General features: G+C 45.0%; 22 protein-coding genes. 10 read left to right on the forward strand and 12 right to left on the reverse strand.

Going from position 1 to position 23,524, the window contains the following annotated elements:
- Positions 1–72 precede the first annotated feature (72 nt).
- Positions 73–1,746, reverse strand: a complete 1,674-nt coding sequence (locus GM612_RS05105) for a glycoside hydrolase family 13 protein (protein ID WP_155431311.1) — start codon at positions 1,744–1,746, stop codon at positions 73–75.
- Between the two features lie 346 nt (positions 1,747–2,092).
- Between GM612_RS05105 and GM612_RS05110 the strand changes: the two genes are divergently transcribed.
- Both GM612_RS05110 and GM612_RS05115 read left to right on the forward strand, forming a co-directional pair.
- Positions 2,093–3,829, forward strand: coding sequence for an ABC transporter ATP-binding protein (locus GM612_RS05110; protein ID WP_343031815.1), 1,737 nt, complete (start codon positions 2,093–2,095; stop codon positions 3,827–3,829).
- Positions 3,822–5,624, forward strand: coding sequence for an ABC transporter ATP-binding protein (locus GM612_RS05115; protein ID WP_216644507.1), 1,803 nt, complete (start codon positions 3,822–3,824; stop codon positions 5,622–5,624). The genes GM612_RS05110 and GM612_RS05115 overlap by 8 nt, the downstream gene beginning before the upstream one ends.
- A gap of 337 nt (positions 5,625–5,961) precedes the next feature.
- Here the strand turns inward: GM612_RS05115 and GM612_RS05120 are convergent, their stop codons facing one another.
- Positions 5,962–6,912 carry an amidohydrolase family protein gene (locus GM612_RS05120; RefSeq protein WP_155431312.1) on the reverse strand — a complete coding sequence of 317 codons (951 nt, stop codon included), beginning with the start codon at positions 6,910–6,912 and terminating at the stop codon, positions 5,962–5,964.
- A gap of 99 nt (positions 6,913–7,011) precedes the next feature.
- Positions 7,012–7,566, reverse strand: a complete 555-nt coding sequence (locus GM612_RS05125) for a TetR/AcrR family transcriptional regulator (protein ID WP_155431313.1) — start codon at positions 7,564–7,566, stop codon at positions 7,012–7,014.
- Between the two features lie 169 nt (positions 7,567–7,735).
- On the opposite strand from GM612_RS05125, the gene GM612_RS05130 reads away from it, so the two are divergent.
- Both GM612_RS05130 and GM612_RS05135 read left to right on the forward strand, forming a co-directional pair.
- The gene (locus GM612_RS05130; protein WP_155431314.1) at positions 7,736–8,872 is read left to right on the forward strand and encodes a YibE/F family protein; all 1,137 of its coding nucleotides are present in this window, start codon (positions 7,736–7,738) and stop codon (positions 8,870–8,872) included.
- Positions 8,851–9,630: a YibE/F family protein gene (locus GM612_RS05135; protein WP_155431315.1), complete on the forward strand. Its 780-nt coding sequence runs from the start codon at positions 8,851–8,853 to the stop codon at positions 9,628–9,630. The genes GM612_RS05130 and GM612_RS05135 overlap by 22 nt, the downstream gene beginning before the upstream one ends.
- A 112-nt stretch (positions 9,631–9,742) precedes the next feature.
- Here GM612_RS05135 and GM612_RS05140 read toward each other — a convergent pair whose 3' ends face one another.
- The 5 genes from GM612_RS05140 to GM612_RS05160 all read right to left on the reverse strand — a co-directional run bounded on the left by GM612_RS05140 (position 9,743) and on the right by GM612_RS05160 (position 13,529).
- The gene (locus GM612_RS05140; protein WP_155431316.1) at positions 9,743–10,480 is read right to left on the reverse strand and encodes a glucose 1-dehydrogenase; all 738 of its coding nucleotides are present in this window, start codon (positions 10,478–10,480) and stop codon (positions 9,743–9,745) included.
- Between the two features lie 94 nt (positions 10,481–10,574).
- Positions 10,575–10,817, reverse strand: a complete 243-nt coding sequence (locus GM612_RS05145; RefSeq protein WP_155431317.1) for a hypothetical protein — start codon at positions 10,815–10,817, stop codon at positions 10,575–10,577.
- Positions 10,818–10,993: 176 nt separating this feature from the next.
- On the reverse strand, positions 10,994–12,031 hold the full coding sequence (locus GM612_RS05150) for a peptidoglycan recognition protein family protein (RefSeq protein WP_343031816.1): 1,038 nt from the start codon (positions 12,029–12,031) through the stop codon (positions 10,994–10,996).
- A 561-nt stretch (positions 12,032–12,592) separates the two neighbouring features.
- A complete protein-coding gene (locus GM612_RS05155; RefSeq protein WP_155431319.1) occupies positions 12,593–13,057 on the reverse strand; it encodes a Fur family transcriptional regulator in 465 nt (154 codons plus the stop codon).
- A gap of 82 nt (positions 13,058–13,139) precedes the next feature.
- Entirely contained in the window at positions 13,140–13,529 is a 390-nt protein-coding gene (locus GM612_RS05160; protein ID WP_155431320.1) for a hypothetical protein, read from the reverse strand.
- Between the two features lie 201 nt (positions 13,530–13,730).
- Between GM612_RS05160 and GM612_RS05165 the strand changes: the two genes are divergently transcribed.
- Both GM612_RS05165 and GM612_RS05170 read left to right on the forward strand, forming a co-directional pair.
- A complete protein-coding gene (locus tag GM612_RS05165) occupies positions 13,731–14,771 on the forward strand; it encodes a lactonase family protein (protein ID WP_155431321.1) in 1,041 nt (346 codons plus the stop codon).
- 194 nt (positions 14,772–14,965) lie between these two features.
- Complete coding sequence (locus tag GM612_RS05170; RefSeq protein ID WP_155431322.1) at positions 14,966–15,247, forward strand: hypothetical protein; 282 nt, start codon at positions 14,966–14,968, stop codon at positions 15,245–15,247.
- Between the two features lie 99 nt (positions 15,248–15,346).
- On the opposite strand, the gene GM612_RS05175 is transcribed toward GM612_RS05170, so the two are convergent.
- The 3 genes from GM612_RS05175 to GM612_RS05185 are packed head-to-tail and all read right to left on the reverse strand — an operon-like array spanning position 15,347 to position 19,325.
- A complete protein-coding gene (locus tag GM612_RS05175; RefSeq protein ID WP_155431323.1) occupies positions 15,347–16,243 on the reverse strand; it encodes a sce7725 family protein in 897 nt (298 codons plus the stop codon).
- Entirely contained in the window at positions 16,240–16,935 is a 696-nt protein-coding gene (locus tag GM612_RS05180; RefSeq protein WP_343031817.1) for a hypothetical protein, read from the reverse strand. Before GM612_RS05180 ends, GM612_RS05175 begins: the two co-directional genes overlap by 4 nt.
- Positions 16,932–19,325, reverse strand: a complete 2,394-nt coding sequence (locus GM612_RS05185; RefSeq protein ID WP_155431325.1) for an ATP-dependent DNA helicase — start codon at positions 19,323–19,325, stop codon at positions 16,932–16,934. The genes GM612_RS05180 and GM612_RS05185 overlap by 4 nt, the downstream gene beginning before the upstream one ends.
- A gap of 557 nt (positions 19,326–19,882) precedes the next feature.
- On the opposite strand from GM612_RS05185, the gene GM612_RS05190 reads away from it, so the two are divergent.
- The 4 genes from GM612_RS05190 (at position 19,883) to GM612_RS05205 (ending at position 22,907) form a co-directional block, all read left to right on the forward strand.
- The gene (locus GM612_RS05190) at positions 19,883–20,827 is read left to right on the forward strand and encodes an aspartate carbamoyltransferase catalytic subunit (protein WP_155431463.1); all 945 of its coding nucleotides are present in this window, start codon (positions 19,883–19,885) and stop codon (positions 20,825–20,827) included.
- Between the two features lies 1 nt (position 20,828).
- Complete coding sequence (locus GM612_RS05195; protein WP_155431326.1) at positions 20,829–22,112, forward strand: dihydroorotase; 1,284 nt, start codon at positions 20,829–20,831, stop codon at positions 22,110–22,112.
- Between the two features lie 61 nt (positions 22,113–22,173).
- Positions 22,174–22,383: a hypothetical protein gene (locus GM612_RS05200; protein WP_155431327.1), complete on the forward strand. Its 210-nt coding sequence runs from the start codon at positions 22,174–22,176 to the stop codon at positions 22,381–22,383.
- A gap of 134 nt (positions 22,384–22,517) precedes the next feature.
- Positions 22,518–22,907 carry a hypothetical protein gene (locus GM612_RS05205; RefSeq protein WP_155431328.1) on the forward strand — a complete coding sequence of 130 codons (390 nt, stop codon included), beginning with the start codon at positions 22,518–22,520 and terminating at the stop codon, positions 22,905–22,907.
- Positions 22,908–23,175: 268 nt separating this feature from the next.
- Here the strand turns inward: GM612_RS05205 and GM612_RS05210 are convergent, their stop codons facing one another.
- On the reverse strand, positions 23,176–23,514 hold the full coding sequence (locus tag GM612_RS05210) for a hypothetical protein (RefSeq protein ID WP_155431329.1): 339 nt from the start codon (positions 23,512–23,514) through the stop codon (positions 23,176–23,178).
- Between the last annotated feature and the right edge of the window lie 10 nt (positions 23,515–23,524).

The raw sequence follows: 23,524 nt of genomic DNA on the forward strand, positions 1-23,524 counted from the left end.
GACAAAAAACACCAGGAACCATTTCCTTTTTGAGAATGGGTTTCCGGTGTTTTTCATTTGATTAGCCTGACATTAGTCATACTGATAAACTTTAGTTTCGTAGGGTCTCAGCGTATTGCCTTGGTCATCCGCATAATTACCGATAAGCAGTTTAGCATCCTCAGGATAACTGAATTTACGAGTAAGCCTCTGAGCTGTAAAGTTACTGATGACGAGCAACGTTTGGCGGTCGTAATGGCGGTGATAGGCAAATATATCTGGGTCGTCGGCACCAAGCAATTCAAAGTGGCCTAATTTGATTAAATCGCTTCGATGCCTTAAAGCAATCAGTTTTTGATAGTAGTAAAATACCGAATTTTGGTCTGCTAAAGCCGCCTTAGCATTGATCGCTTGATAATTAGGGTTTAACGCAAACCACGGTGTGACGTCCGAAAAACCGGCATTTGCCGTGTCATCCCACTGCATCGGCGTTCTGGCGTTGTCGCGGGACATGTGGGCCAACCAGCGAAGCATGGTAGTGGGTGCGACAGCTTTTTCCTGATCAACGAATTGTTGATAGGCATTCAGCGATTCAAGGTCTTCATACTGGTCAATGGCGTGATAGTGCACGTTGGTCATGCCTAACTCTTCACCTTCGTAGACGAATGGGGTGCCCTGCAGCATGTGCAGCGTTGTGGCAAGCATTTTCGCTGCCAGTACACGGTACTTAGGGTCGTCAGTCGCAAAACGGGAAACGGCTCGTGGCTGGTCATGGTTATTCCAGTATAGGCTGTTCCAGCCGATACCATCCAGTGCGGTCTGCCAGCGGCCTAATGCCTGCTTTAATTCTGGCAACTGAACCGGTTCATCGTTCCATTTGCCGAAGCGGGCATCCGGGTTAGGAGCTAGATCGACGTGCTGAAATTGAAAGACCATGTTCAATTCTGTACCGTCTAAACTAGTATAGTTTTTGGCGTCTTCTGGTGAAGAGCCGGGCATCTCACCGACCGTCATCACGTCATAGTGAGATAGTACTTCGCGGTTCATTTCCTTCAAATACTGGTTTAGCTTTGGCCCATCCGCAACGACTTTTTCAACGTTACCATACGCTGCACCCTTGGCTTGTGGAGCGTCTGGCAGCCCAACTGGTTTAGAAATCAGGTTAATGACGTCCATCCGATAGCCATCGATTCCCTTATCCAGCCAAAAGCGCATGATCTGATAGACGCTTTGGCGCACTTTTGGATTTTCCCAGTTTAGATCTGGCTGCCCCGGTGCAAATAAATGTAAGTAGTATTGTTTTCTGGCAGGGACATAGGTCCAAGCGGAACCGCCAAAGTAAGCGCCCCAGTTATTAGGCTCATGCCCGTCTACTGGATCACGCCAAATATAATAGTCAAAGTAGGGGTTATCCTGACCTTTTTGACTTTCCTGAAACCACTGGTGTTGGTCTGAAGTATGGTTAACAACCAGATCCATCAATAATTTCATGCCCTTTTGGTGCATAGCGGCTAACAAAGCTTCAAAGTCAGCCATTGTCCCGTATGCTGGTTGAATCTTTTGATAGTCAGCGATGTCATAGCCGTTATCCTTATCTGGGGACGCGTAGATCGGGTTTAGCCAAAGCACGTCGACGCCCAATTTTTTCAGATAATCAAGCCGTTCTTTGATACCGTTTAAGTCGCCGATACCATCGTGATTACTGTCCTGAAAACTACGTGGATAGATTTGATAGATCACTGAATCTTGAAACCATTTTTTGGTCATGCTGAGTGAACCTCCTACAGTTTGATTTTAATATCAGGTAATCCAGTTTACTTAACTGGCGAGTGATAGCTGTGATGATGCCCTTTTCATTTCCAATCGTTATTGTCAGTGCCCATCGCCACCACCATCGATACTAGCATTTTGTGCAAACGCTTGCAATTCGTTAAAGACAGGTTTTGGGAGGCTTTATCAGGGAGGAAAGGGTGATCATCCTCCATCTGACGCGAATCTCGCGACGACGGAAATTAACATTTCCGATCATTCGATCCTCCAAGCGTTATCGGCTAAAAACGCTTCCAATCATGATAAACTATCGATGAAATTAAATGATTAGGGGGTGGGCACCGTGTTGCGGACGCTACTTAGCTCGGTTAGAGAATACCGGTGGCAAACGATTATTACACCGCTAATGGTGGTCGGTGAATCAGCAATTGAAGTTCTGCTACCGTTTCTGATGGCCGCAATCATTGATCAGGGCATTCAACCCGGAAATATGTCTGTCATCATCCACGTGGGGATTATTCTATTATTGATGTCGGTAGTTTCACTGACTTTGGGGGCAGGAGCCAGCTGGTTTTCCAGTCAAGCTGCCGCGGGATTTTCTAAAAATTTACGGCATGATTTATTCAATCAGATTCAAACGTTCTCATTTCAAAATCTTGACCATTTTGCGACTTCTAGTCTGGTGACGCGCTTAACGACGGATATCACTAACATTCAAACGGCCTACCAGATGCTGATTCGAATCGCTGTTCGAGCGCCGTCTCTGCTATTATTTTCAATCATCATGGCCTTTTTAGTCAGTGCTCAAGCCGGGTGGCTGTTTGTCTGTGTGATTCCGATTCTAGCCACGGGTCTGTTTTGGATCGTCAAGAAGTCGCGACCTTTGTTCCGTCAGGTATTTCGCGGATATGATCAACTCAACCGCGTAGTCCGTGAAAATCTACGTGGTATTCGGGTCGTTAAAACCTATGGACAGCAAGCGGCGGAAATTGATAAATTTCACCGTTCAGCCCACAATATTGCCCAGGTCTTTTCACACGCGCAGCGAATTGTTGCTAACAATATGCCACTGATGCAGTTTGTTATCAATACGACAATGCTGATCCTATCTTGGATGGGCGCCAAACTAATTGTGGGACATCAGCTGCAAGTCGGGCAGTTTGTTAGCCTCTTTACTTATAGTATGTCGATTTTATTTAGTCTGAATATGTTTGCAATGATCTTCTCACAACTGTCTGTTTCCCAGGCCTCGGCGGAGCGAGTCGTTGAGGTGTTAACGACCAAACCTGATATTGTGGCTAAAACTAATGCCATAGAGGACGTTGCTGACGGCAGTATTGAATTCGACCACGTCACGTTTAGTTACCCAGGGACGGATGATGATCAGCTTAAAAATGTCAATCTACGCATTAAAGCTGGCGCAGTGGTTGGCATCATTGGTGAAACCGGGACCTCCAAAACAACTCTTGTCTCACTGATTCCGCGCCTATATGATGTGACCAGTGGCGTGGTGCGCGTTGGTGGTCAAGACGTGCGGAATTACGAGCTCAAAACACTGCGCGACCAAGTGGCAATGGTGCTGCAAAATACGATTTTGTTTTCCGGCACTATCCGCGAGAATTTAAAGTGGGGTGATGCCGAGGCCACGGATGAACAGCTCAATGAGGTCCTGCAACAAGCTCAGGCTAAGGACTTTGTGGATGCCTTACCCGACGGCTTGGACACTAATTTGGAACAAACTGGTCAAAACGTTTCTGGTGGTCAACGCCAACGATTGACGATTGCCCGAGCTCTATTGAAGCACCCTAAAATCTTGATTTTGGATAATGCCACCAGTGCCACTGATTCGCAAACTGAAGCTCGGATTCGACAGGCGTTTAAAACCGATCTGCCTAACGTCACAAAACTCATGATCACGCAGCGGGTAGCTAGTATTATTGATGCCGACCAAATCATTATCATGAAGCGTGGGGGAATTGAAGCGGTTGGCACTCATGAAGAGCTCATGCAGACTAATCAGTGGTACCAGCAGCTTTACCAAGCTCAGCAAAAGCAGAGCGGAGGTGGCGACCATGAATAAGCGACGTGAAACGTTCATGAGGCTGTTAAAAATGCTGGTTAGTGATTTTAAAGGGTGGCTCGTTATCAGTTTGATTGCCATTATTTTGAGTGCGCTGGCTGGGGTTGCAGGTTCCTTATTTATCCAACGATTGATTGACCACTACATTATTCCGTTAACCAAGGCCACTGATCCAAATTTTGGACCGTTGCTGTTTGCACTCGGTATCATGGCGGTGATTTTTTACGTTGGGGTCATGGCCACAGTGGTTTACTCCCAGATCATGGCGGTCATTGGACAACGTATCCAAGAATCAATCCGAGATCAGATGTTTGAAAAAATGGAGACGTTGCCGCTGCGATTCTTTGATCAAAATGATTATGGCAACATCATGAGCCGTTATACCAATGATGTGGATACATTGATGCAGTTGATCACCCAAAGCTTCCCACAGTTTATCGTAGCACTGTTTAACGTGACCTTCGCCCTCGCAGCGATGCTGGTTTTAAGCCCAGTGTTGACGCTTATTTCACTGGCGATTTTTGCCACGAGTATCGTCATTGTTCGGTGGTTGACCGCGCACAGTGCCAAGTATTTCCGGGCTCAACAAGCATCGATTGGGAAATTAAATGCATTTGTAGAGGAAATGTTGAACGGTGAACGGGTTATCAAGGTCTTCTCCCACGAAAAAGAAGTTCAAGTAGACTTTGAAGTTCACAACGAAAATCTCCGCAACGATGCTCGTTACGCCAATGGATTTGCAACCATGCTTTTTCCAATTATGGGCAATATGGGGAACTTGCTTTACGTTCTGATTGCCGTCTTGGGCGGTGGCTTAGCTATTATGCACCCAACGTTACTGACGCTGGGAACGATCGCGGCTTTTCTGCAGTTAAGCCGTTCTTTCAGTCAGCCAATTGCTCAGATTTCGCAACAATTAAATGCCATTGTTCAAGCGATGGCGGGGGCTGGTCGGATTTTTCAGTTGCTGGACGAGCCGGCAGAAGATGATCAGGGGACGACGACCCTAGTTAAGGACGGGGAAAGTTGGTACTGGCAGCTAGCAGATACTTCTCTGCCGCGGGTGCCAGTTAAGGGTGACATTTGTTTTTCCCACGTTAATTTCACTTACCCACAAACCAAAGCTGGTTTGCATGACATTACGTTTGAAGCCAAAGCAGGCGAAAAAATTGCCCTAGTCGGCGAGACTGGCGCAGGGAAGACAACGACGACCAATATGCTGAACCGTTTTTACGATATTGACAGTGGCCAGATCACATACGATGGCATTGATATTAAAACCATTCGTAAACGAGACTTGCGTCACGCGTTGGCGATCGTGTTGCAGGACACGCATTTATTTACTGGGACCATCCGGGATAATATTCGCTATGGGGAACCCAATGCGGATGATTCAGCGGTGATTTCGGCAGCCGAGTTAGCTCGTGCTACAGACTTTATTGATGAGCTGCCAGCAGAATACGATACGGTAATCACGGGGGATGGAGACGCATTGTCTTCTGGTCAGCGACAGATGATGGCGATTGCCAGAGCAGCAATCGTTGATCCACCCGTGATGATTTTGGATGAGGCAACCTCTAACATTGATACCCGGACGGAACGGCTGGTACAGGCGGGGATGGATGCCTTGATGGCGAACCGAACGACCTTCGTCATTGCGCACCGTTTATCCACCGTCTTCAACGCTGATCTAATCTTAGTTATCGATAATGGCCGAATTGTTGAGCGGGGCACACACGAAGAACTTTTGAAGCTTCATGGCAGGTATTTTGAGTTGTACCAAGGGCTGGCATAGAATTCAAAAAACGCCTCATCTCAGTGATCAAAAATGTTCACTGAAATGAGGCGTTTTTGCTTGCAATGCTTCAAAAAATAACGAATTACTTTTTGTTTTTAAGCCATTGTTGCAAGTTAGAAATTTCTTTTTGGCGCTTGGCGTCCTTCTTTTGGTTCACAGGACGGTGGCCTTGTACGCCATGTGGATGTGCTTTTCTCATGTCTAACCCTCACTTTAATTTAGAATCCAACCAATCATTTAACTATTCTAACGCATGTGGTATTGCAAATGCAACCCAAGGTAACGAAAAACCAGTTGAAAATAGCCCTGATAGTCTTAATGATTAAGCTGAAAATTAAAGTTGGATGCCATATTGACTAAGCAATTTTTGGCCGTTATTAAACAAAATATTTTGTTTGAGAGCCGGGGCAACTAGTTTAGTCTTTTCAAATTTTTCTGCCAGCATATGAACTGCCGGCAGTGGGGTGTATGGGAAGTCGGCACCGTACAGTAGTTTCGAAGGATCAGCAATTTTCAGCAAAGTTGGTAGCTGGTAAGGTAATACCATGCCTGCAATATCGAAGTACGAGTGGTTTAGAACTGTCATCAAGTCGTCACGTGGAACTTCCAAGCCCAGAGCCTTTGAACCTTCAGAAATTCGTTGTGCGATTATTGGCAACAGTGCACCAGCGTGGGGAATTATCCACTGAATATTTGGATAACGACTAAAGATTTGGTGTTCGGCCATGTTGCTGACAGCTCTGGTGGTGTCAAAGAAGAATTCCATTAGTGGTGTGGCGGTCTTGGCATTCGCCGTAGTGTTGATCGGTTTGGGTTCCGTGGGATGAATGCAAACCAACGCGTGCCGCTTGTTTAAACGATCCATGATCGGATCCATTTCGGGATCACCAAGGTACATGCCTAAACTATTGGTTTCCATGATGAAGCCAGTTGCTTGATCATCATCTAAAGCGGTGTCAACTGTAGTGACACTTTCTGAAATGTACGGCATTGGTAATGACGCCATAAAACCTAATTTATCTGGATAATTCCGGTGGAAATCTCGTCCAAATTCGTCAACTTCTTGCGCTAATTCAACGGTTTCCTGTTTATCAGGGGTGCTTATTTGGGGACTTGAGATTGATAATAGACTGTAATCAATCTGTTCTTTGGCCATCATTTCCAAAGCGGAATCAACGGACCATTTAGGAGTAGCAACACCATCTCCGTGGCCATCAAAGGCTCGGTCAAGGTAGTCAACAAAACCAGGAGTTAAATAATGTGAATGAAAATCAATTTTTGTCATTTTAAGGACCCCTTTCAATGTCATACATTTTAAATGATTGAACATCTTCTGTGGAGAGTCAGTTTTAGGCAAAAATGTAACCCCCTGTCAAAACTCTTTTTAGACGTGGTTGAATAAGGTATCAAAATCGATGTCATAGACACTTAGGACACTGCTTGTGAGCTGTATCAGAATTTCCACTAGTTCCTCAGGAGTCCGAGAGTCGTCTGTTCGTAGCCAATTGGTAGCCACACCAATATGGGCAGTGACAATGTACGCAGCTACCACGTCTATTGGTACGTTATTTTTGGGGAGCCGGCTTAGAAATTTCTGATAATATGTAATACCTGAAGTAATGATTTGCTGTTCAAAATCCTGCCAACGACCTTCAATAATAAAGGATTTAAAGGCGGAACGATAATCAGCGAAGTGTTGAAAATAACGGGTGTAAAAGGACTTCGGCGTTTCGTTATCATAGTTGTCTTCTAAAAAATAATTTAATAGGTATGACTTTGCCCAGTCGTAAAAGTCGAATTTATCCTGAAAATGACGGTAAAAAGTAGTTCTAGAAATTTGAGCAGTTCGAATTAGATCCAACGTTGAGATCTTTTCAAAGGGCTTACTATCTAATAACGTCGCCAGTGCGTTAACCAGTTTTTCCGGTTGCTGAATCATCGTGACATCTCCCTAGAAATTATTAATTTTATTGTACTTCAAAATTGTTATTAGAATGAGTGGCATCAAAAATAGAAGTGAAACGTAACGGTTAGTTTAAAAATGACGGCTGCTTGATTGTGCATTGGTCCAATATGATATGATAACTACCGACGAGGTGGATGTAGAAATGGGAACGCAGGTAAAGGTTCAAAATAAGATTTGGCGCCGTTGGTGGCCCTATCTGATTGTGATATTAGGCGGATTGCTGGTCTTCGGTGTTGCACATGATGACAGTTTATATCAAACCCCAATTTTAAAAATTCAATCAGTCAATAGAATCAGTCAATCTAAACAGTCCGACCAGTTTCATAACGAAGATGAACAGGTTGAACAAAAACTCAATGGGATCATTACCAATGGTAGTGATAAAGGGCAAAAACTGAGTGTCGAAAACACCTACATGAAGTCCGAAGCCACAACACTCGGGTATCATGCTGGTCAAAAGGTCTTTTTAACCGTTCACCATAATCATGGCAAACTATCAGCCACCGTTAGTAATCTGAAACGTGACACGACTTTAGCCTTTACCGTCTGGCTGACGATCAGTTTGTTGTTAGTGCTCATGCGGTTCAGTGGTCTTATGGCGCTGACCAGTGTTATTGTGAACGCAGTCCTGTTTTGGTTAGCTATTAATTGGAATACGAATACCCAAGGTGGCATTGTTTTGGTCATTTTTGGTGCCTTAGCAGTGGTGTTTGCTGCTTTAACGCTGCTCATCGTGATCGGTCCTAACCGTCAAATGCTGATGACCTTGCTGGCAACAATTGGTGGCACCGCATTATCGATTATTGTGGCACTGATTGTGTTCGCACTGACTCATGAGCGTGGCGTTTACTACGAGTCCATGCAATATGTGACCCAGTTGCCACGGCCACTTTTCTTAGCGGAAACGATTCTTGGTTCACTGGGTGCCGTGATGGATGAGTCTACTGATATTATTTCTTCACTAATAGCGTTGAAAATTGAAAAACCAGATATTTCAGCCAAACAGATTTTTAAGTCCGGTCGGCAAATCGGCGGGGAGATCATGGGGCCATTAGTTAACGTCTTATTCTTTATCTTCGTGGCTGATACGTTACCACTGGGGTTGTTGTATTTAAAAAACGCTAACAGCTGGGGCTACACCTTCAACATGACCATGTCGCTAGGCGTGGTTCAGAGTTTAATCAGCGGTATCGGTATTGTACTAACAATTCCGTTAGCGTGCGGCATCACAAGTCTAATGATGGGAGGTTGGAAGTCATGGGCACGATTACGGCGTTAGGTTTATTATTATTGGTCTGTATGGTTGCTGTGGGTGGCACCCAGGGGCTTCAAGCTTGGTTGAGCTTGATTTTTAACTTTGGTGCTTTATTCTTCGCCATGGTCTTGATGGCGTTTCACTTTTCGCCAGTCCTGGTTACCCTTATCACGGGCATCATCGTGTTAGCCATGACGATCTTTTTAGGTGGCAGTGACTCAGATAGCACAATGGTAGCCTTTTACGCCTCAGTAGTCGTTTTGATTCTGCTAGTGATTTTAATTATTCCGATCGAGCATTGGGCTCAGATTCAGGGCTTCGGTCAAGAAGATAGTGAGGATCTCGAAGGGATGTCCACAGTCTTAGGCATTAGCTATTTAAACGTGGCAATTTCGACCGCTATTTTAAGTACTTTGGGCGCCATTGCAGAGGCTGCAATCGCGATTGCAGCCGGATTAGCAGAAATCTTGGAACAGCATCCTAAAATTACACTCAAAAATTTACAAGGTGCCGGCTTTCGGGTGGGTAAGCAGATTATCGGCACCACCTTTAACACACTGTTCTTTGGTTTCTTTGGGGGGTTCTTAGCGTTATTCATTTGGTTCGCTGGAGTCCATTATTCCATGGGTGAAATCTTGAATGATAAAATTCTTGTTAGCGAGATATTAATGGTGCTGTTTTCGATGATATCAGTGATTGGTACGATTCCACTGACGACCTGGGCCATGGTCACATTTGAGCGGGAAAAGAGGCGCCGACTCTCAAAATCAAAGCAGGAGTAATTGGTTTGCATAGGGTTCATCGAGAGGTTAGTTTTTTTAAAATTCAAAGATTTAGCCAAACAAAAAAGCCAGCGTGCATCTAGCGCTGGCTCTTGATTTGTAAAATTTGCTTTTATTGCGCGGTATAACCACCATCGGCCGCAAATTCAGCACCCGTGACGAAGCTTGATTCATCAGACGCTAAGAATGCAATGACGTTAGCGATTTCTTCAGGTTGCCCATTGCGCTTAAGCGGCACGATCTTTTTACCTGCATCTTGTTGTTCTTTTGGAATTGATTGAATTAATGGGGTTTCAATGATACCAGGGTGCACAGAGTTTACACGAATATGATCTTTTCCTAACTCCAGTGCAGCATCCTTGGTCATACCCCGAATGGCAAATTTGCTGGCACCGTAAGCAATTGAGTCAGGCATTCCGACCAGCCCGCCAATTGAAGAAATATTAACGATTGATCCGCCCCCAGCACGACGCATAGAAGGTAAAATGGTTTTCATGCCGTAGAATACCGAATATTGGTTAACTTTTATGACTTTGTCGTATTCCTCTGCCGTAATGTCATCAATAGTCTTCATAATGCCCATTCCGGCGTTATTCACCAGAACATTTATAGGACCAAATTTGGCCTCACCGTCCGCTACGACGCGTTGCCAATCGGCTAGATTACCAACATCCTGCTTCAAAAAGAGGCTCTTATCACCTAATGAGGACTGAACTTGTTTACCCGCGGTTTCATTTAAATCAGTTAGAATGACTTTTGCACCATTAGCAATAAACTTCTGTGCACTCGCTTTACCCATACCACTTGCGGCACCTGTGATCAGTGCTGTCACATTACTCATATCAGCCATGTTATCGTCTCCCTAGCTTTTTAAGCTAAACGTGTTTTCCTTATCAGCATTAATTGTGAGAACCGTTGAAAGAGTTTAAGTGAAAAATGATAATTTACACACCCTTAACGGCATAAAGGTTAACGGTAGGTGACCTTGGAGAAATACTCTGACAGTAAATCAGGCGTTCTTTAGGATAAATTGAATCAGACGAATGGTATTTAATTTGATTACCCCTCATGAGCTGTTTTTTCGTGAAAGTTGCGACGACCCTTTTATTTTTCGCGACTAGGTTGCCAGCATACAAGATTTCAGTTAGTAGGGTAATGATGCCTAATTTAATCGTTCTACTCAGCATACTAATAACCACCATAAAATAGAGTGAAATTCAAATTTGATTATTTTTATTGTATGCGCTTTTTTATAATATTACAATCACGGGGTAGTTTGTTCGAGTTGTCTAATCAAAATTCACGTGCATAAAAAATAAGAGCCACTCCCGTAGGAATGACTCTCATTGATTAAGCTTGATCCTTATTGAGCGGATGAACTATTAGCTGAGCTGGAGCTAGCGGTTGCAGCTGAATCGATATCCAGTACCCCTGAGTAGACCCAGTATTGCTTAGCACCTGAAGCGGTACTAAACGTGATGCGGTACCAAGTAGAACCAGATTCATCTTTAACGCCCTTGTCGTTAATATAAACTTTCTTACCTGTTGAAGCCTTAACTGATGACCAGCTGTACTTCTTCATATTCGTGTACGCATTCTTCACGTGATTGTAAAGTCGGTACTTGGAATAATTAGTAGACAATTTTGCGGTCTCGGTAGTCTTGGAGTAAGTGACTTTGTCGAGTTTCGTTGCAGCGGATGAACTGCTTGCCGTTGAAGCAGAACCAGAAAAGTCGTTCTTATAGTAGGATGATACCAGTTGATAGAACTGAATCATCGTATAGCCTTGACCAAAGTACTTTTTACCAGTGCTTGAATAGTAGCCAACTGGGTCGGTATGATCAGAGCCACCCAAGTATTTAGCAACGGCTCGGTGAGACCAGACAGTCCCTTTGCCATCGTAGTCCGCACGGTTTGGCTTCAAGCCATATTGGTGCAGCAGGTAGGCGGTGTACCAAGCAGCGTTAGAAACTTCGTGGGCAAATGCAGACTTGCTGTGAACTTCAACTTGTTCAAATTGAACGAAGCGCGCGTTGCCAGGGAAGCCAACACCCCAAGAAAGGTAGTTCGTGTTGGCAATGTTGATAATGTGCGTGGCATCAACGAATGAGTGCACGAAAGCGTTCTTATAGTTAGCCTTCATGTAAGCAATTTCGTTATAAATCGTAGAACTTGGGTTGGCAGTCTCGTGGACGACCACACCTTCAGGTTTACCAACACCATGTCGGTAAGCATTCTTTGGGAAACCTTTCCAAACGTTGCTAGTGACGTTGGCAGGTTTAATATTTTGGCTATCAATGTAGCTATTAACGGCAGAGCTGGCATGCGCTGTCGTGGTTCCGGCCGCACCCACAGTAAATAGGGTCAGCAAACCGGTTAAAAGCAATGGAATTTTTTTCACGTTAGTCATCTCTCCATAAACATCATTTTTTATTTATATGAACGGTCAATTCATTTTCCTAGGTAATACTACCGAGAAATGGCGGTCTTGACAAGCCAATTAAATTCATGAAAGCCTAATATTACAGTGATAGACACTGCATTAATGGGCAAAACTGGACTTGTTTTCAATCATATTAAGAACAGGTAACAAAAATCTAAAGGTCCACGACAGTTTTACATTATTGGACAATTGGTGCTGATTTGTTTAGGCACCAATAGTTGGGTATGGCTCATCAGTGAGTAATCAGCAAAAGTAACTCAATGAGATGAGCGGGTTAAGCAGCAGTTTTGTTGAGGTGATTTTTGCGACACTGTTATTCAAATCTTTGTGTCGAAAGTCATCGCTCGATGTTCTGCTACTCTTATCTGCTGCTTGTTCGGCTTCTCATGCAGAGGCTTTTACCTCTAGGAAAATAGCTGATGTTTGGAATTCACACTAAATAAGCCTTCAGTTGGCCGAGTTCCAACAATCAAGTTGAAACAGCCATCTAAAGGCTTATTTGGAATTTATCAAGCCAGCTTAGGAAGCCAAGGTAACACCCTTAGCTTGGCATTCTGGGCATAGACCATAAAGCTCGATATGACTACTGTTAAAAGTGTAGCCGGACTGCTGTTTTGCAGTGTTTTTGAGCATTTCGTTAATTTGTGGCAAATTTGGATCATAAATATCTGTAACCTTACCACAGTTTTCGCAAATGGCGTGGTAGTGGGGACGACCAAAGAAGTCGTAACGCACACCACCATTTTCGTTCGGTATCTCGATCACAATTCCCAGTTCAACGAATAGGTTTAGAGTATTGTACACAGTTGCCAAACTCAACGAATCCATTTTTGGAGCTAATTCCTGATAAATGGTTTCTACCGGTGGATGATTCTCGTGAGTCATCAGGTAGTCTAGAATTAGTTTACGTTGCGGCGTGACCCGAACGTGCTGTTCACGTAGCTTTTTCAAAGCTGAATCCAGAGCATCGTTAGATTCTGCCATACCTGAACCCCCTCCTTTCAGATTAGACTAATTATCAGCTAACTATATTAAAACACTTCTTTTAGAAATATTCCAGGGAAGCTTATTTAATAATCAGTTCGGTTTGTGAACTGCCAAAGGTATTTTTCGCAAATCCTGCCATGTAAGTCTGAATCTCATTGACCAATTCATCGTCTGGTTTGGTCATTGGAACGATGGTTAGTTGTGCCGATGAAGATGCACGACTACTTGGCGTCAATTGAACGATTCCCCGGAAAACATCGGTTTGTTTTTCAGCGACCCCCCAGGTCAACGACTGATCATGCATCACCGTGCTCATTTGCCGGTTGACGTACTTGGCCGTTTCAATGATTGTTTCATTGGGGACGGTTTGTCGACGCAGTAAATTGATATCTTTGACTTTAAACTGGGTCAGCCAGTCCATCGTGAAATGGGGTGTCATGATTGGGTGATAACGTTCAAATTTTGCCATGTTGGTCCTTCTTTTTAGTTAGTAGGTGTTTAAAAGTTTAACACAGAATAGTGTGGGGTGGTGCATACAACGACTTAAATTTTCATGGATTTAATATTCCTCTTTAAAATTATCAGACGGATTCAAGTGGATCAAGTCGGGCTAGACCTGTGCTATAATGAACAAGTGGAATTTAAAAATTAGCATAGTGGAGGATCGAACATGATTGAAACATTTTTAATCGGTACCTATACGCACAAAAGTAGTGAAGGGGTTTACGAGCTACAATTGGACACTGACAAAAAGCAACTGCAAAATTTAGAGCTGGTTGGCAGGGCCGGTAACCCCACGTACGTGACTGAATCAAAGGCCCACAAGGTTTACGCCATTGATGCTGAGTCAGAAGACGGTAAGAAAATCGGTGGCCTGAAGATCTTTGATGCAGCTGAAAAACCGTTTAAAGAACTGGGTAAAACTTTAACTCCAGGGACCTCACCGGCCTACGTCACGGTTGATGAAGCTCGCCAGTTTGTTTATACTGCAAATTACCATACCGGCATCGTTACGGTTTATAAAATCGAATCAGATGGAACGCTAACAACCACGGATACCGCCAAGCATACAGGTGCCGGTCCGCGACCTGAACAGCAGGATGGTCCCCATCCGCACTTCTCCGACCTCACGCCTGATAATCGGCTAGTTGTCTGCGACTTAGGTAACGATACGGTTTATCTTTACGACGTCAGTGATGACGGTAAGTTGACCGAGCACTCACGCTTTAACTGTGCGCGGGGATTTGGACCGCGTCACATTGTCTTCAATACCGATAAAAACGTTGCTTACCTGGTTGGTGAACTTGGCAGTGGTGTTGCAGTTCTCGATTATGATGCCGCTGAAGGCAAGTTCTCTCTGCGTCAATCCTTAAGCACAATTCCAAGTGACTGGACTGCTCATAACGGTGCTGCAGCTGTGCGGTTATCCACTGACCAGCACTACCTATACGTTTCCAACCGCGGCTTCAATTCCATTGCGACGTTTAAAGTTGAAGTTAATGGTGAGTTAACGCTGATCGATCAGATACCTTCAGAAGGTGATTTTCCACGGGATTTCAACTTTAACGCCGATGAGAAGTTTGTGATCTTAGTCAATCAAAATACTGATAATGCGACTTTGTACAGCCGGAACGCAGACAGTGGTAAATTAACACTGGTCCAAAAGGACTTCACAGTTCCAGAAGGGGTTTGTGTGGCGCCCACAAAATAAGGATTCGAAAGTGATTAAATAAGATTCATCTAAGCACTCTCATTTTTAAACCCCGATGAGTTCGGGGTTTTTAAATGGCTTCTTTAGCCTAAATTAGAACTTGCTAAAAGTGGTTCTAAATCCCTATACATGGGCATTGGAAGCGTTACAATGACCGTGGATAGAAAATCTGTTAGGCAAGGAGTGAGAATGACATGATGAATCGAATTAATCTTCAGTTGGTTGCAATGGGGCGTCAGGTTTCGCGGGGGCGTGTTTTGATACTGATGTTAAATATTATCGCCTTCATGACCTTGATTCTCAGCTCATCTGATTTATTGATTAGCCTCATAATTTTCTCGAGTCTAATATTATTGAACGGTCACTTCATTGTATTTGGCACGACCAAAGAGGCTCATGGACTCCAGGAACTGGATCTGTGGATCGTTGGTCTGACCCTATTTGCCGGTTATATGAGATTAATGTTTGGCATCTAATCTACACCAAAAAGCACTCATTTAAATCATAAATAAAGCAATCGCAGGTGAACTTCTCAACTTGGAAGTTTAACTGCGATTGCTTTGTTTAGTCTATCATCAGTCATTTTCATGTGACAGGTAACGGTTCATAATCGTCAGATGGTGCTGAATGGTCAGCGATTTCAGTACGCCCATCCCAGGGAAATGGTGTGCTTGTGCCAATCTTTGCAAGGAGGCTGTAGCAGGCGTTTGATTGATCCGTGGCTGGTGGGCGATCCAGTTAACAGTCTTCGTCAGTGCTTCAAAGTACTTTTCTTTTTGGTGCTTAAAGTCTGCATGCTGGTCGGAAATAAAGTGGCGGATCCGAACTTGATTACCCTTTAAATAAATCAGATGAATACCGACGGTTCGACTGGGGAAACCACGTTCGTAGTAAGTTGCTCCCTGAGTCAGGTAATCGCCAAAGCCAATTTCGCCGTATTGCCCAGCAAATTGGGCGTCATTACTCCAGAAGCTGTCTGGCATACTGGTAAATTCAAAACCGTGCTCCGGAACGCTAAAGTGGTCGAAGAGGTGACCAAATTGACGCCCCTTTAACAAGCGTCGAATACGCGCTTCTGGTGGTACGAGTAAAGTCGTCGACTGCGGCAGCCAATCATGATCCAAAAATAATTTTAAATCGGCGAAGTGCTGAACGATGACCAGACTGTTTTCTAAGTGCTTAGGCGGGAGTAGCGGCGTTAACACATATGCCCTTTGAATGTCTGGCGTTTTCATAAGACCGTCGATAGGGTAACGTTGGGCTGCCTGGAAATGGTAGTGATCTACCTGTGGATCTTGAATCACCGCCAGTGGCTGGCTACGGTCAATAAAGTACTGAATGGTTTTGGGCAGCGCCGGCACATCTCGAACCGGTTCAATAATGGGCACAATGTTTTTGTGGGGCTGGCTGGCAAATGCAGTGAGTGCTTTTAAGTCATATTGTCGGCCACGAAAGTAGGGGTAGTAGATCATTGATGACTGGCCTCCAGTAACTGATGCTGCAGACGGGCCACTTCAAGGTTTAAGGCATCAACTTCCTCTTGTAAAGCAGTCACCGCATTGGTCTGTGTTTCCTTTATGAATCTTTCGTAAAAATTATTTTCTGGATCATAAATATCGTAGTGCTGATGTCGCTTTTTAAGTTCGCTGAACAACCGGTCAGTCGAATACTGGCTGATTCCCGTGTCCACACGCTTGGCTTTGCGGACTTCACGTGCCAGCGAATAAAGGAAGTTGCGCATCAGTTCACCACTGTCCAGCTGCAGTTCTTGGTAGCGCGGCTTTTTTTCGACGGTCAAGTAACCAGGTGTCAGCACTGGTTCTGTGGCAGCCTCCAGCTGCATTTTGTCATATTTTTGATAACTCATGACGCCGATCTCAGCTGGAATCTCAGCCTTGATTTCTTGATAAAGTGACAGTGGTAACACGAAGTAGTTATAGTTGCCTATAAAAGAAAGCTTAGCGTTGGAGTGAAAGTCGTTTTTGGTGACTTTAAGCTCGTAACAGCGCCACTCATCTTGACCGTTCGGCAACCGTTGGTAACTTAACGTATCAACGATTCCGTGGTCGTCTGGCATCGTCACTTCTTCAACCGCAATACTGCCAGTTTCCTGACAAGTTTCGTAGAGTGTCTTTTCCAAATCTAACGTCAATTTTGTTTTCACTTTGCTTGCTCCTTTGTAGCGACCATTTTCCAGAATTGTTCGATGGTGGGTGCGAGTTCATTGGCAGCGTGCAAAACGCGGTGGTACTGCCAATGCGGCGGAAAGTAACGGGTGTAACGACGACTGGCAAAACGTTGGTCCATCAGTAAAATTACACCAACGTCCTTGGCACTGCGAATGAGTCGTCCAGCCGCTTGAAAGACGTGATTGAGACCAGGTAACTGGTAGGCGTAATCGAAGCCCGGTTCACCCTGAGCGTCAAAGTAATCGCGCAGTAAGTCGTTTTCCGTACTCAGACCAGGTAAGCCAACGCTCACAATACCCACGCCAATTAGCCGATCAGCTGTTAAGTCGATGCCCTCAGAGAATAAGCCACCGAGGATCGCGAAGCCAACGAGCGATTCACTGGGGTCTGGCTTAAAGGCCTTGAGAAAATCAGCCCGTTGCGTTTCACTCATATTATTCTTTTGAACTACGGTTTTGACCGCTGGATAGGCCGTTTTGAATGCCAGGCTGACGGTTCCTAAAAAACTATATGACGGCAGAAAAACCAGATAATTGCCGGTTTTACCACTGACTAAGGTCTTAATACTAGTGATAATTTTGGCCAAATTAGCTTCGCGATTACGGTAGGTGGTGCTGATATAATCGGTGATCAGGATACTTTGGTGCTTGGGTGGAAATGGCGATGGTAGTTGATAGCAAAGACTTTCCTCATTACCGCCGAGAACGCGCTGATAGTACTCCAGTGGCGAAAAGGTGGCGGAAAATAGAACTGCGCCACGCCCCTTTGAGAGGCAGTCATGCAGGAATGCGCTCGGGTCTAAGCAGAGCTGTTTAAAAGTAATTTCACGGTCCTGGTCATCGCCCAAATTGATTTTAGTCCGGTAAGTTTCATCGTAAAAGTCAGCAATTTTCAGGTAACTCAGGGCGGCAAAATAGTAGTCTAAAACCGCCTTGGTGAATGGTGTCTGCGGCCGTTTTTCATCGCTGATCCAGTCACTGATATGATCACTTAATTTAACAACTGCTTTATTGAAGTCATCAGCGGGACGATTGAAGACGGTTTCGGTATCGTTGCTTTCCATCAGGGGTCCAGCCACCTTAAAAAATGCCCGTCGCATAGTACGAAGAGCACGTAACAAAGTTGGGGTGCCCTCGGGTGAATTCTTAGTGGTGGCAATCAGGTCCGTTAGCGGTTCCAGTGATAGTTCTGCCGAGTACATATCACGTGAGCGACTAACTAGATTGTGGGCTTCATCAACCAGGAAAAAATTATCGTCGTCATGGTCAACGGCAAAGAACCGCTGCAAGTAGACTTTTGGGTCAAACAAATAGTTGTAGTCGCAAATAATCACGTCACAAAACAAGCTGACGTCTAAAGAGAATTCGAAGGGGTCGAGCTGATGTTTGCGGGCGTACGTTTCAATCGTTTCACGCGTGATGGCAGTTTCGTTTTGCAAAATATCTTTTAAAGCTGGTTTCAGCCGGTCATAATAACCCACCATATACGGATTATCTTCTGGGGCTAGGTCGGCTTCTTCTGGGAAAGTAATTGCGTCCTTGGCCGTTAGTGTGATGCTGTGCAGGATCAGCCCTTCTTGAGCCAAGAGTTCTAGGGCTTGTTCTGCCACCCGGCGTGTACTCTGCTTGGCCGTGAGGTAAAAAAGACGTTGAATCTGGTCTTCACCCATTGCTTTGATGCACGGAAAGACCGTTGAAATGGTTTTACCCGTTCCAGTTGGGGCTTCAATAAAGAGCTGTTTCTTCAAACTCAAAGCTTTGTAGACGGCAACCGCGAGCTCCCGCTGACCCGTTCTGTAATGGTCGAAAGGAAATGTCAGGTCTTTAATGGATTCATTACGACGATTTCGCAGGTCAGCGCGCAGCTTTAGCCAGGATTCATATTCGTGAGTGACGCTCTCAAATAGCTGAGTCGCTTCGCCCAGCGTATAAGTGATCTTTTTAGCGGTCACTTCCTCGGTCGTTCGTCGGTAGTAAGTGAGCTGGAGAGTGACTTGGTTAAGGTTTTCGTCAGTCATTAAAATGTAGGCGTACATTTTGACCTGGCTCCAGTAGAGGGTCAGGGTGTTATCAGAAAGTTCGTCAAAGGCTGCGTCAGAAGTCTTGATTTCTTCTATCAGGGTGGCTTCACCGTTTAAAATGACACCGTCAGCACGGCCGTGAATGAGGAATGACTTGCCTGCCAAGGTCACTTCACGCTGCAAACTATATTCTTTTTGGTATTTTTCACCGCGAGACCGCTGCAGCATCCGGTGGATCTGGGCACCTTCTAACGCGGTATTCAGACTGTTCAGACTAGCGTTTAAGTCGCCAGACCGCAGTGTAAACTCAACTAGCTCGCGAATTCCTAGTTTGGCTGTCGTCATTTTTCGTTCCTTCTCGTTTCAAGCTGAATCCAATTATATCATGCTGGCGGACCGAAACAAACGTTTGGGTACGAATGTTTTTGGTGGCAACACTGAGGTGTGATTGTGCTCGTGAAGTGCCATCTAACCGTGTAAATCCCTGTCTCTTAGCGTCTTTACGCTTCGAGCTGTACCGATAATTGGAAGGGCTCAGTAGTTGCTCATTTATTGCACGCAAATTTGATGTCAAATTCAGGTTGCTATTCCAACGTTTTAACAGGTTTAAGGTCCCTAAACCAAAAATGAAATTCAGTAAAAACAGCTTGTATTTCAAAGAAATTCAAGGTATAGTATCAGCAAGGAAACCTTTAACAAATAGTCCTGTGAGGCTAAGAAGGAACGGTGAACTAGGCGGCAAGTCTAGCTTTGATGAACCTCTCTACCCACAGGCGGCAGAGAGGTTTTTTGATACTGACGATTTAATTGTCTCCCGTGAGAGCAAAACGTCCTAGGACACACCTAAAAGGCGCGCTTTGCAAACACGGCAAGGCGCGTTTATTTTAGGAGGAATTCTTATGATGATCAAAACCACCAAGCCGTTAAGTTACGCAAACGTACTCAGTATGCAGAATTTAAGTGCCAATGAAGTTATGAGCTTTATTCACGAAGCACAAGCGTTCAAAGCGGGTTACCAGATTCAGTTGACTCGCCCCGCATACGCTGCTAATTTATTTTTTGAAAATAGTACCCGAACCCATACCAGCTTTGAAATGGCCGAACGGAAATTGGGCCTGCAAGTGATGGACTTTAACACTGCTACTAGTTCCGTTAAAAAGGGCGAAACTATGGGTGACACGGTCAAGACGCTTCAGGCTATCGGAGTGGACGTTATGGCCATTCGCGACAGTCACAATGAATACTACCGTGAACTGACCAACGACCGTAACATTCACGTTGGCATTGCCAATGCGGGCGACGGTTCCGGTGAACATCCTTCGCAATCACTGCTTGACATGATGACGATTTACGAAGAGTTTGGAACTTTCGAGGGCTTGAAGGTCGCTATTGTAGGCGATCTGTCACACTCCCGCGTGGCTCGTTCCGATATGGAAGTGCTCAATAAACTAGGTGCCCAAGTCTTCTTCGGTGGCCCGCAAAAGTGGTTTGACGAGCGGTTTGAAGCTTATGGCACTTGGCTGCCAGTTGATAAGCTGGTTGACCAAATGGACGTCATGATGTTTCTGCGTGTTCAGCACGAACGTTTAGATAGTCAGGAAAACGAGACGTTTACTGCAAAAACGTATAACGCAGTCTACGGTTTGACACCTGAGCGCGAAGCACGAATGCAAGATCACGCAATTATTATGCACCCAGCACCAGTCAATCGCGACGTGGAGATTGCTAGCGACTTAGTTGAATGCGATCGGTCCCGTATTTTCCAGCAAATGGCCAATGGTGTTTTCGTCAGAATGGCAATCATGACTAGCTTACTGCGTTACCAAGGTTTAGTGGAAGAGGACTAAGATGACAAAACGATTGATCAAAAACGGTCAGTGTTTGATCGATGGCCGGCTGCAAGTGCGAGATATCTTGATTGAAAACGATCAGATCAAAATGATTGGTGAGCATTTAAATGAACCGGCTGATCAAATTATTAACGCTCAGGGACTATTTGTGAGTCCGGGGCTAGTTGACGTTCACGTCCATCTGCGTGAACCGGGACAGACCGATAAAGAAACGGTGAAGACGGGTAGTTTAGCAGCGGCTCATGGTGGTTACACCACGATTGCAGCGATGCCAAATGTGTTGCCTACACCGGACACACCAGCAAGAATGCGTGATATGCTGGCGCTGAATAAGCGCGACGGTGCGGTTCATATCCTGCAGTATGCAACGATCACGACTGACCGTGGCGGTGATGAAATCGTCGATATGGCAGCGCTCAAAGATGCGGGGGCATTTGCCTTCAGCAATGACGGCAACGGGGTTCAGACTGCCGGTACAATGTATCAGGCAATGAAACAGGCCGCCCAGTTAAACATGGCAGTCGTTGCTCATGCTGAAGATGACAGTCTCACCTATGGCGGTGTCATGCATGAGGGAGCAGTGTCGCAACAATTAGGTTTGCCAGGGATACCCAGCGTTTCGGAAACCGCGCAAGTTGCCCGCGACGTGGCTTTAGCTGCTGCTACTGGTGTTCACTACCACGTTTGCCACGTGTCTTCAGCCGCAACGGTTCAGGTGATTCGGGCCGCAAAGGCTGCTGGCGTAAACGTAACGTGTGAAGTTTCACCGCACCATTTGCTGCTCAGCGACCAAAACATTATCACGGATAACGCGATGCTGAAAATGAATCCGCCTTTGGGAAGTGAAACGGATCGGCAAGCACTGATCAGTGGCTTATTAGATGGCACGATTGATATGATTGCGACTGACCATGCGCCGCATACGGATGCAGAGAAGGCTCAGTCGATGCTGAAGGCACCGTTTGGTATTACCGGCAGCGAAACGGCCTTTGAAATGCTTTACACCCGGTTTGTAGCGGACGGCAAATTCAGTTTGGCACAGCTGATCAACTGGATGGCCGTTAAACCAGCTCAAATATTTAACGTTGAAGCGGGCTCACTGCGGGTTAATAATACCGCTGACTTGGCTTTATTTGACTTAACGACACCGCACACAATTTCTCGTGATGAATTTTTGTCTAAGGGTCACAATTCGCCATTTATTGGTGAACAGGTCATGGGTCAGACGGTGAGAACGATCGTTGACGGCCAGGACGCATTTGTCAGCCAACCCGTCATCTAAACGTTGCGAGGCGCAACTCCAATTCGCTATAATGGATGGTGAACAGACAGGAGGCATAGCAATGACAGAGGCTGATTTGGAACTGTTGAAGCCACTCTTTGAAACCTATAACATTCATGTGCTTTCGCAAGGCACTATGGTGACTAAAGTCAACGATCACGACGCCCAGTTAGACGCCAAGGGCTACATGCCTGACCAACTGATCCAGGTCGTGCTGGAGATTATCAGCACGGATTTACGAGCTGAGTGGTTCAAGCGCAAGCACGGCTAATGTGACAAATACATGACAAATATTTCAAGCCAAGGGTAAATCCTAATTTAACTGATACGCTGGTGTAACTTTCCTGTTCTATACTGGGCTGCATTAAGGAAAGTTAGAATCAGCTATTCAGGGAGATTAGAAGATTGTCAATTAAACGGATTTTTGCAAGTTTATTAGTGATTATTACGATGGTCGCTGGAGTTGCTGGTGTTAGTGGCACCCAAGCGGCTGCCAAAGCCAAGTACAATCCGAAAGCGGACGCCATTATGAGTGTTTCGGCCTTCAAAAGGATGGGTCGGGTACATTATCACAAACGCGTCTTTACGTACTATTCACCAAATGGTTCTGGGGTGTTTGGAATGGGTCGCTATACCTCAGATGGGACGTATACGTTAAACGGCCACGATAAAAACGGTTATTTGATTTTAGCAAACAATAAACGTTTTGGTACTAAGATCAAGACGCCACTTGGAATTGGCGTTGTTCATGACCGCGGAACTTATGGCGGCCACTACGATATTGTTGTGAAATAGATAAACCTGTCTCATCCCAATGACGGATGGGATTTTTTGTTATCTGCAACAAAGGGCTTATAACTAAGTCTTTTATAGCTGACTTTTGACAGCAGCCCCTTGATTTGTCATCAATTATTTGAAATTGACCCATTATTTAAACGTGTCTCTTGGCTTTCGAGCTACCAAAAAAGGATTTCCCATTCAGGAAATCCTTTTTTGGTAGCTATACTTCGCATTTAAGCGAGTTTTGTTACAGGCTGTTTGTTTAAATGCAGTTTAATCGGTGTTAATTGTTTTTCCAGTCGTCCAGTTCACCTTCGTGATGGCCGAGATAATGAATGGCATCGAGAGCTAATTTGTCAGCTTGCTTGGCCACTTCTTCTTGGGACTCGTTAGCGTAGAAGTCAGAGAGAAACCCCTCACCAACTGCTTTATAGATGTGTTCACGCGCTTCACCCTGGTCTTTAAACAGTGTGTCTAAGCCGTGGAGGTCATCTTTTGCAGCTTGATAAACGACTTCTGCGATGTCATTTCGATTACCTAATTTTTTCGATGCATACTCCAGCAGGAAATCATTCATATCAACGATGACGCTTTGCCGAAGAGCACTTTCAGATTTTTTCAAGAAAAATCAC

Source organism: Secundilactobacillus folii (assembly GCF_009720675.1).
In the GTDB taxonomy this organism is placed as follows: domain Bacteria; phylum Bacillota; class Bacilli; order Lactobacillales; family Lactobacillaceae; genus Secundilactobacillus; species Secundilactobacillus folii.

What these genes read in the sequence shown, in the direction of transcription:
- GM612_RS05170 (WP_155431322.1), top strand. Translation starts at nt 14,966, where the DNA reads ATGATGAATCGAATTAATCTTCAGTTGGTTGCAATGGGGCGTCAGGTT.
- GM612_RS05120 (WP_155431312.1), bottom strand. Translation starts at nt 6,912, where the DNA reads ATGACAAAAATTGATTTTCATTCACATTATTTAACTCCTGGTTTTGTT.
- GM612_RS05185 (WP_155431325.1), bottom strand. Translation starts at nt 19,325, where the DNA reads ATGACGACAGCCAAACTAGGAATTCGCGAGCTAGTTGAGTTTACACTG.
- GM612_RS05190 (WP_155431463.1), top strand. Translation starts at nt 19,883, where the DNA reads ATGATCAAAACCACCAAGCCGTTAAGTTACGCAAACGTACTCAGTATG.
- GM612_RS05130 (WP_155431314.1), top strand. Translation starts at nt 7,736, where the DNA reads ATGGGAACGCAGGTAAAGGTTCAAAATAAGATTTGGCGCCGTTGGTGG.
- GM612_RS05115 (WP_216644507.1), top strand. Translation starts at nt 3,822, where the DNA reads ATGAATAAGCGACGTGAAACGTTCATGAGGCTGTTAAAAATGCTGGTT.
- GM612_RS05155 (WP_155431319.1), bottom strand. Translation starts at nt 13,057, where the DNA reads ATGGCAGAATCTAACGATGCTCTGGATTCAGCTTTGAAAAAGCTACGT.
- GM612_RS05145 (WP_155431317.1), bottom strand. Translation starts at nt 10,817, where the DNA reads ATGCTGAGTAGAACGATTAAATTAGGCATCATTACCCTACTAACTGAA.
- GM612_RS05140 (WP_155431316.1), bottom strand. Translation starts at nt 10,480, where the DNA reads ATGGCTGATATGAGTAATGTGACAGCACTGATCACAGGTGCCGCAAGT.
- GM612_RS05125 (WP_155431313.1), bottom strand. Translation starts at nt 7,566, where the DNA reads ATGATTCAGCAACCGGAAAAACTGGTTAACGCACTGGCGACGTTATTA.
- GM612_RS05135 (WP_155431315.1), top strand. Translation starts at nt 8,851, where the DNA reads ATGGGCACGATTACGGCGTTAGGTTTATTATTATTGGTCTGTATGGTT.
- GM612_RS05160 (WP_155431320.1), bottom strand. Translation starts at nt 13,529, where the DNA reads ATGGCAAAATTTGAACGTTATCACCCAATCATGACACCCCATTTCACG.
- GM612_RS05200 (WP_155431327.1), top strand. Translation starts at nt 22,174, where the DNA reads ATGACAGAGGCTGATTTGGAACTGTTGAAGCCACTCTTTGAAACCTAT.
- GM612_RS05165 (WP_155431321.1), top strand. Translation starts at nt 13,731, where the DNA reads ATGATTGAAACATTTTTAATCGGTACCTATACGCACAAAAGTAGTGAA.
- GM612_RS05175 (WP_155431323.1), bottom strand. Translation starts at nt 16,243, where the DNA reads ATGATCTACTACCCCTACTTTCGTGGCCGACAATATGACTTAAAAGCA.
- GM612_RS05195 (WP_155431326.1), top strand. Translation starts at nt 20,829, where the DNA reads ATGACAAAACGATTGATCAAAAACGGTCAGTGTTTGATCGATGGCCGG.
- GM612_RS05105 (WP_155431311.1), bottom strand. Translation starts at nt 1,746, where the DNA reads ATGACCAAAAAATGGTTTCAAGATTCAGTGATCTATCAAATCTATCCA.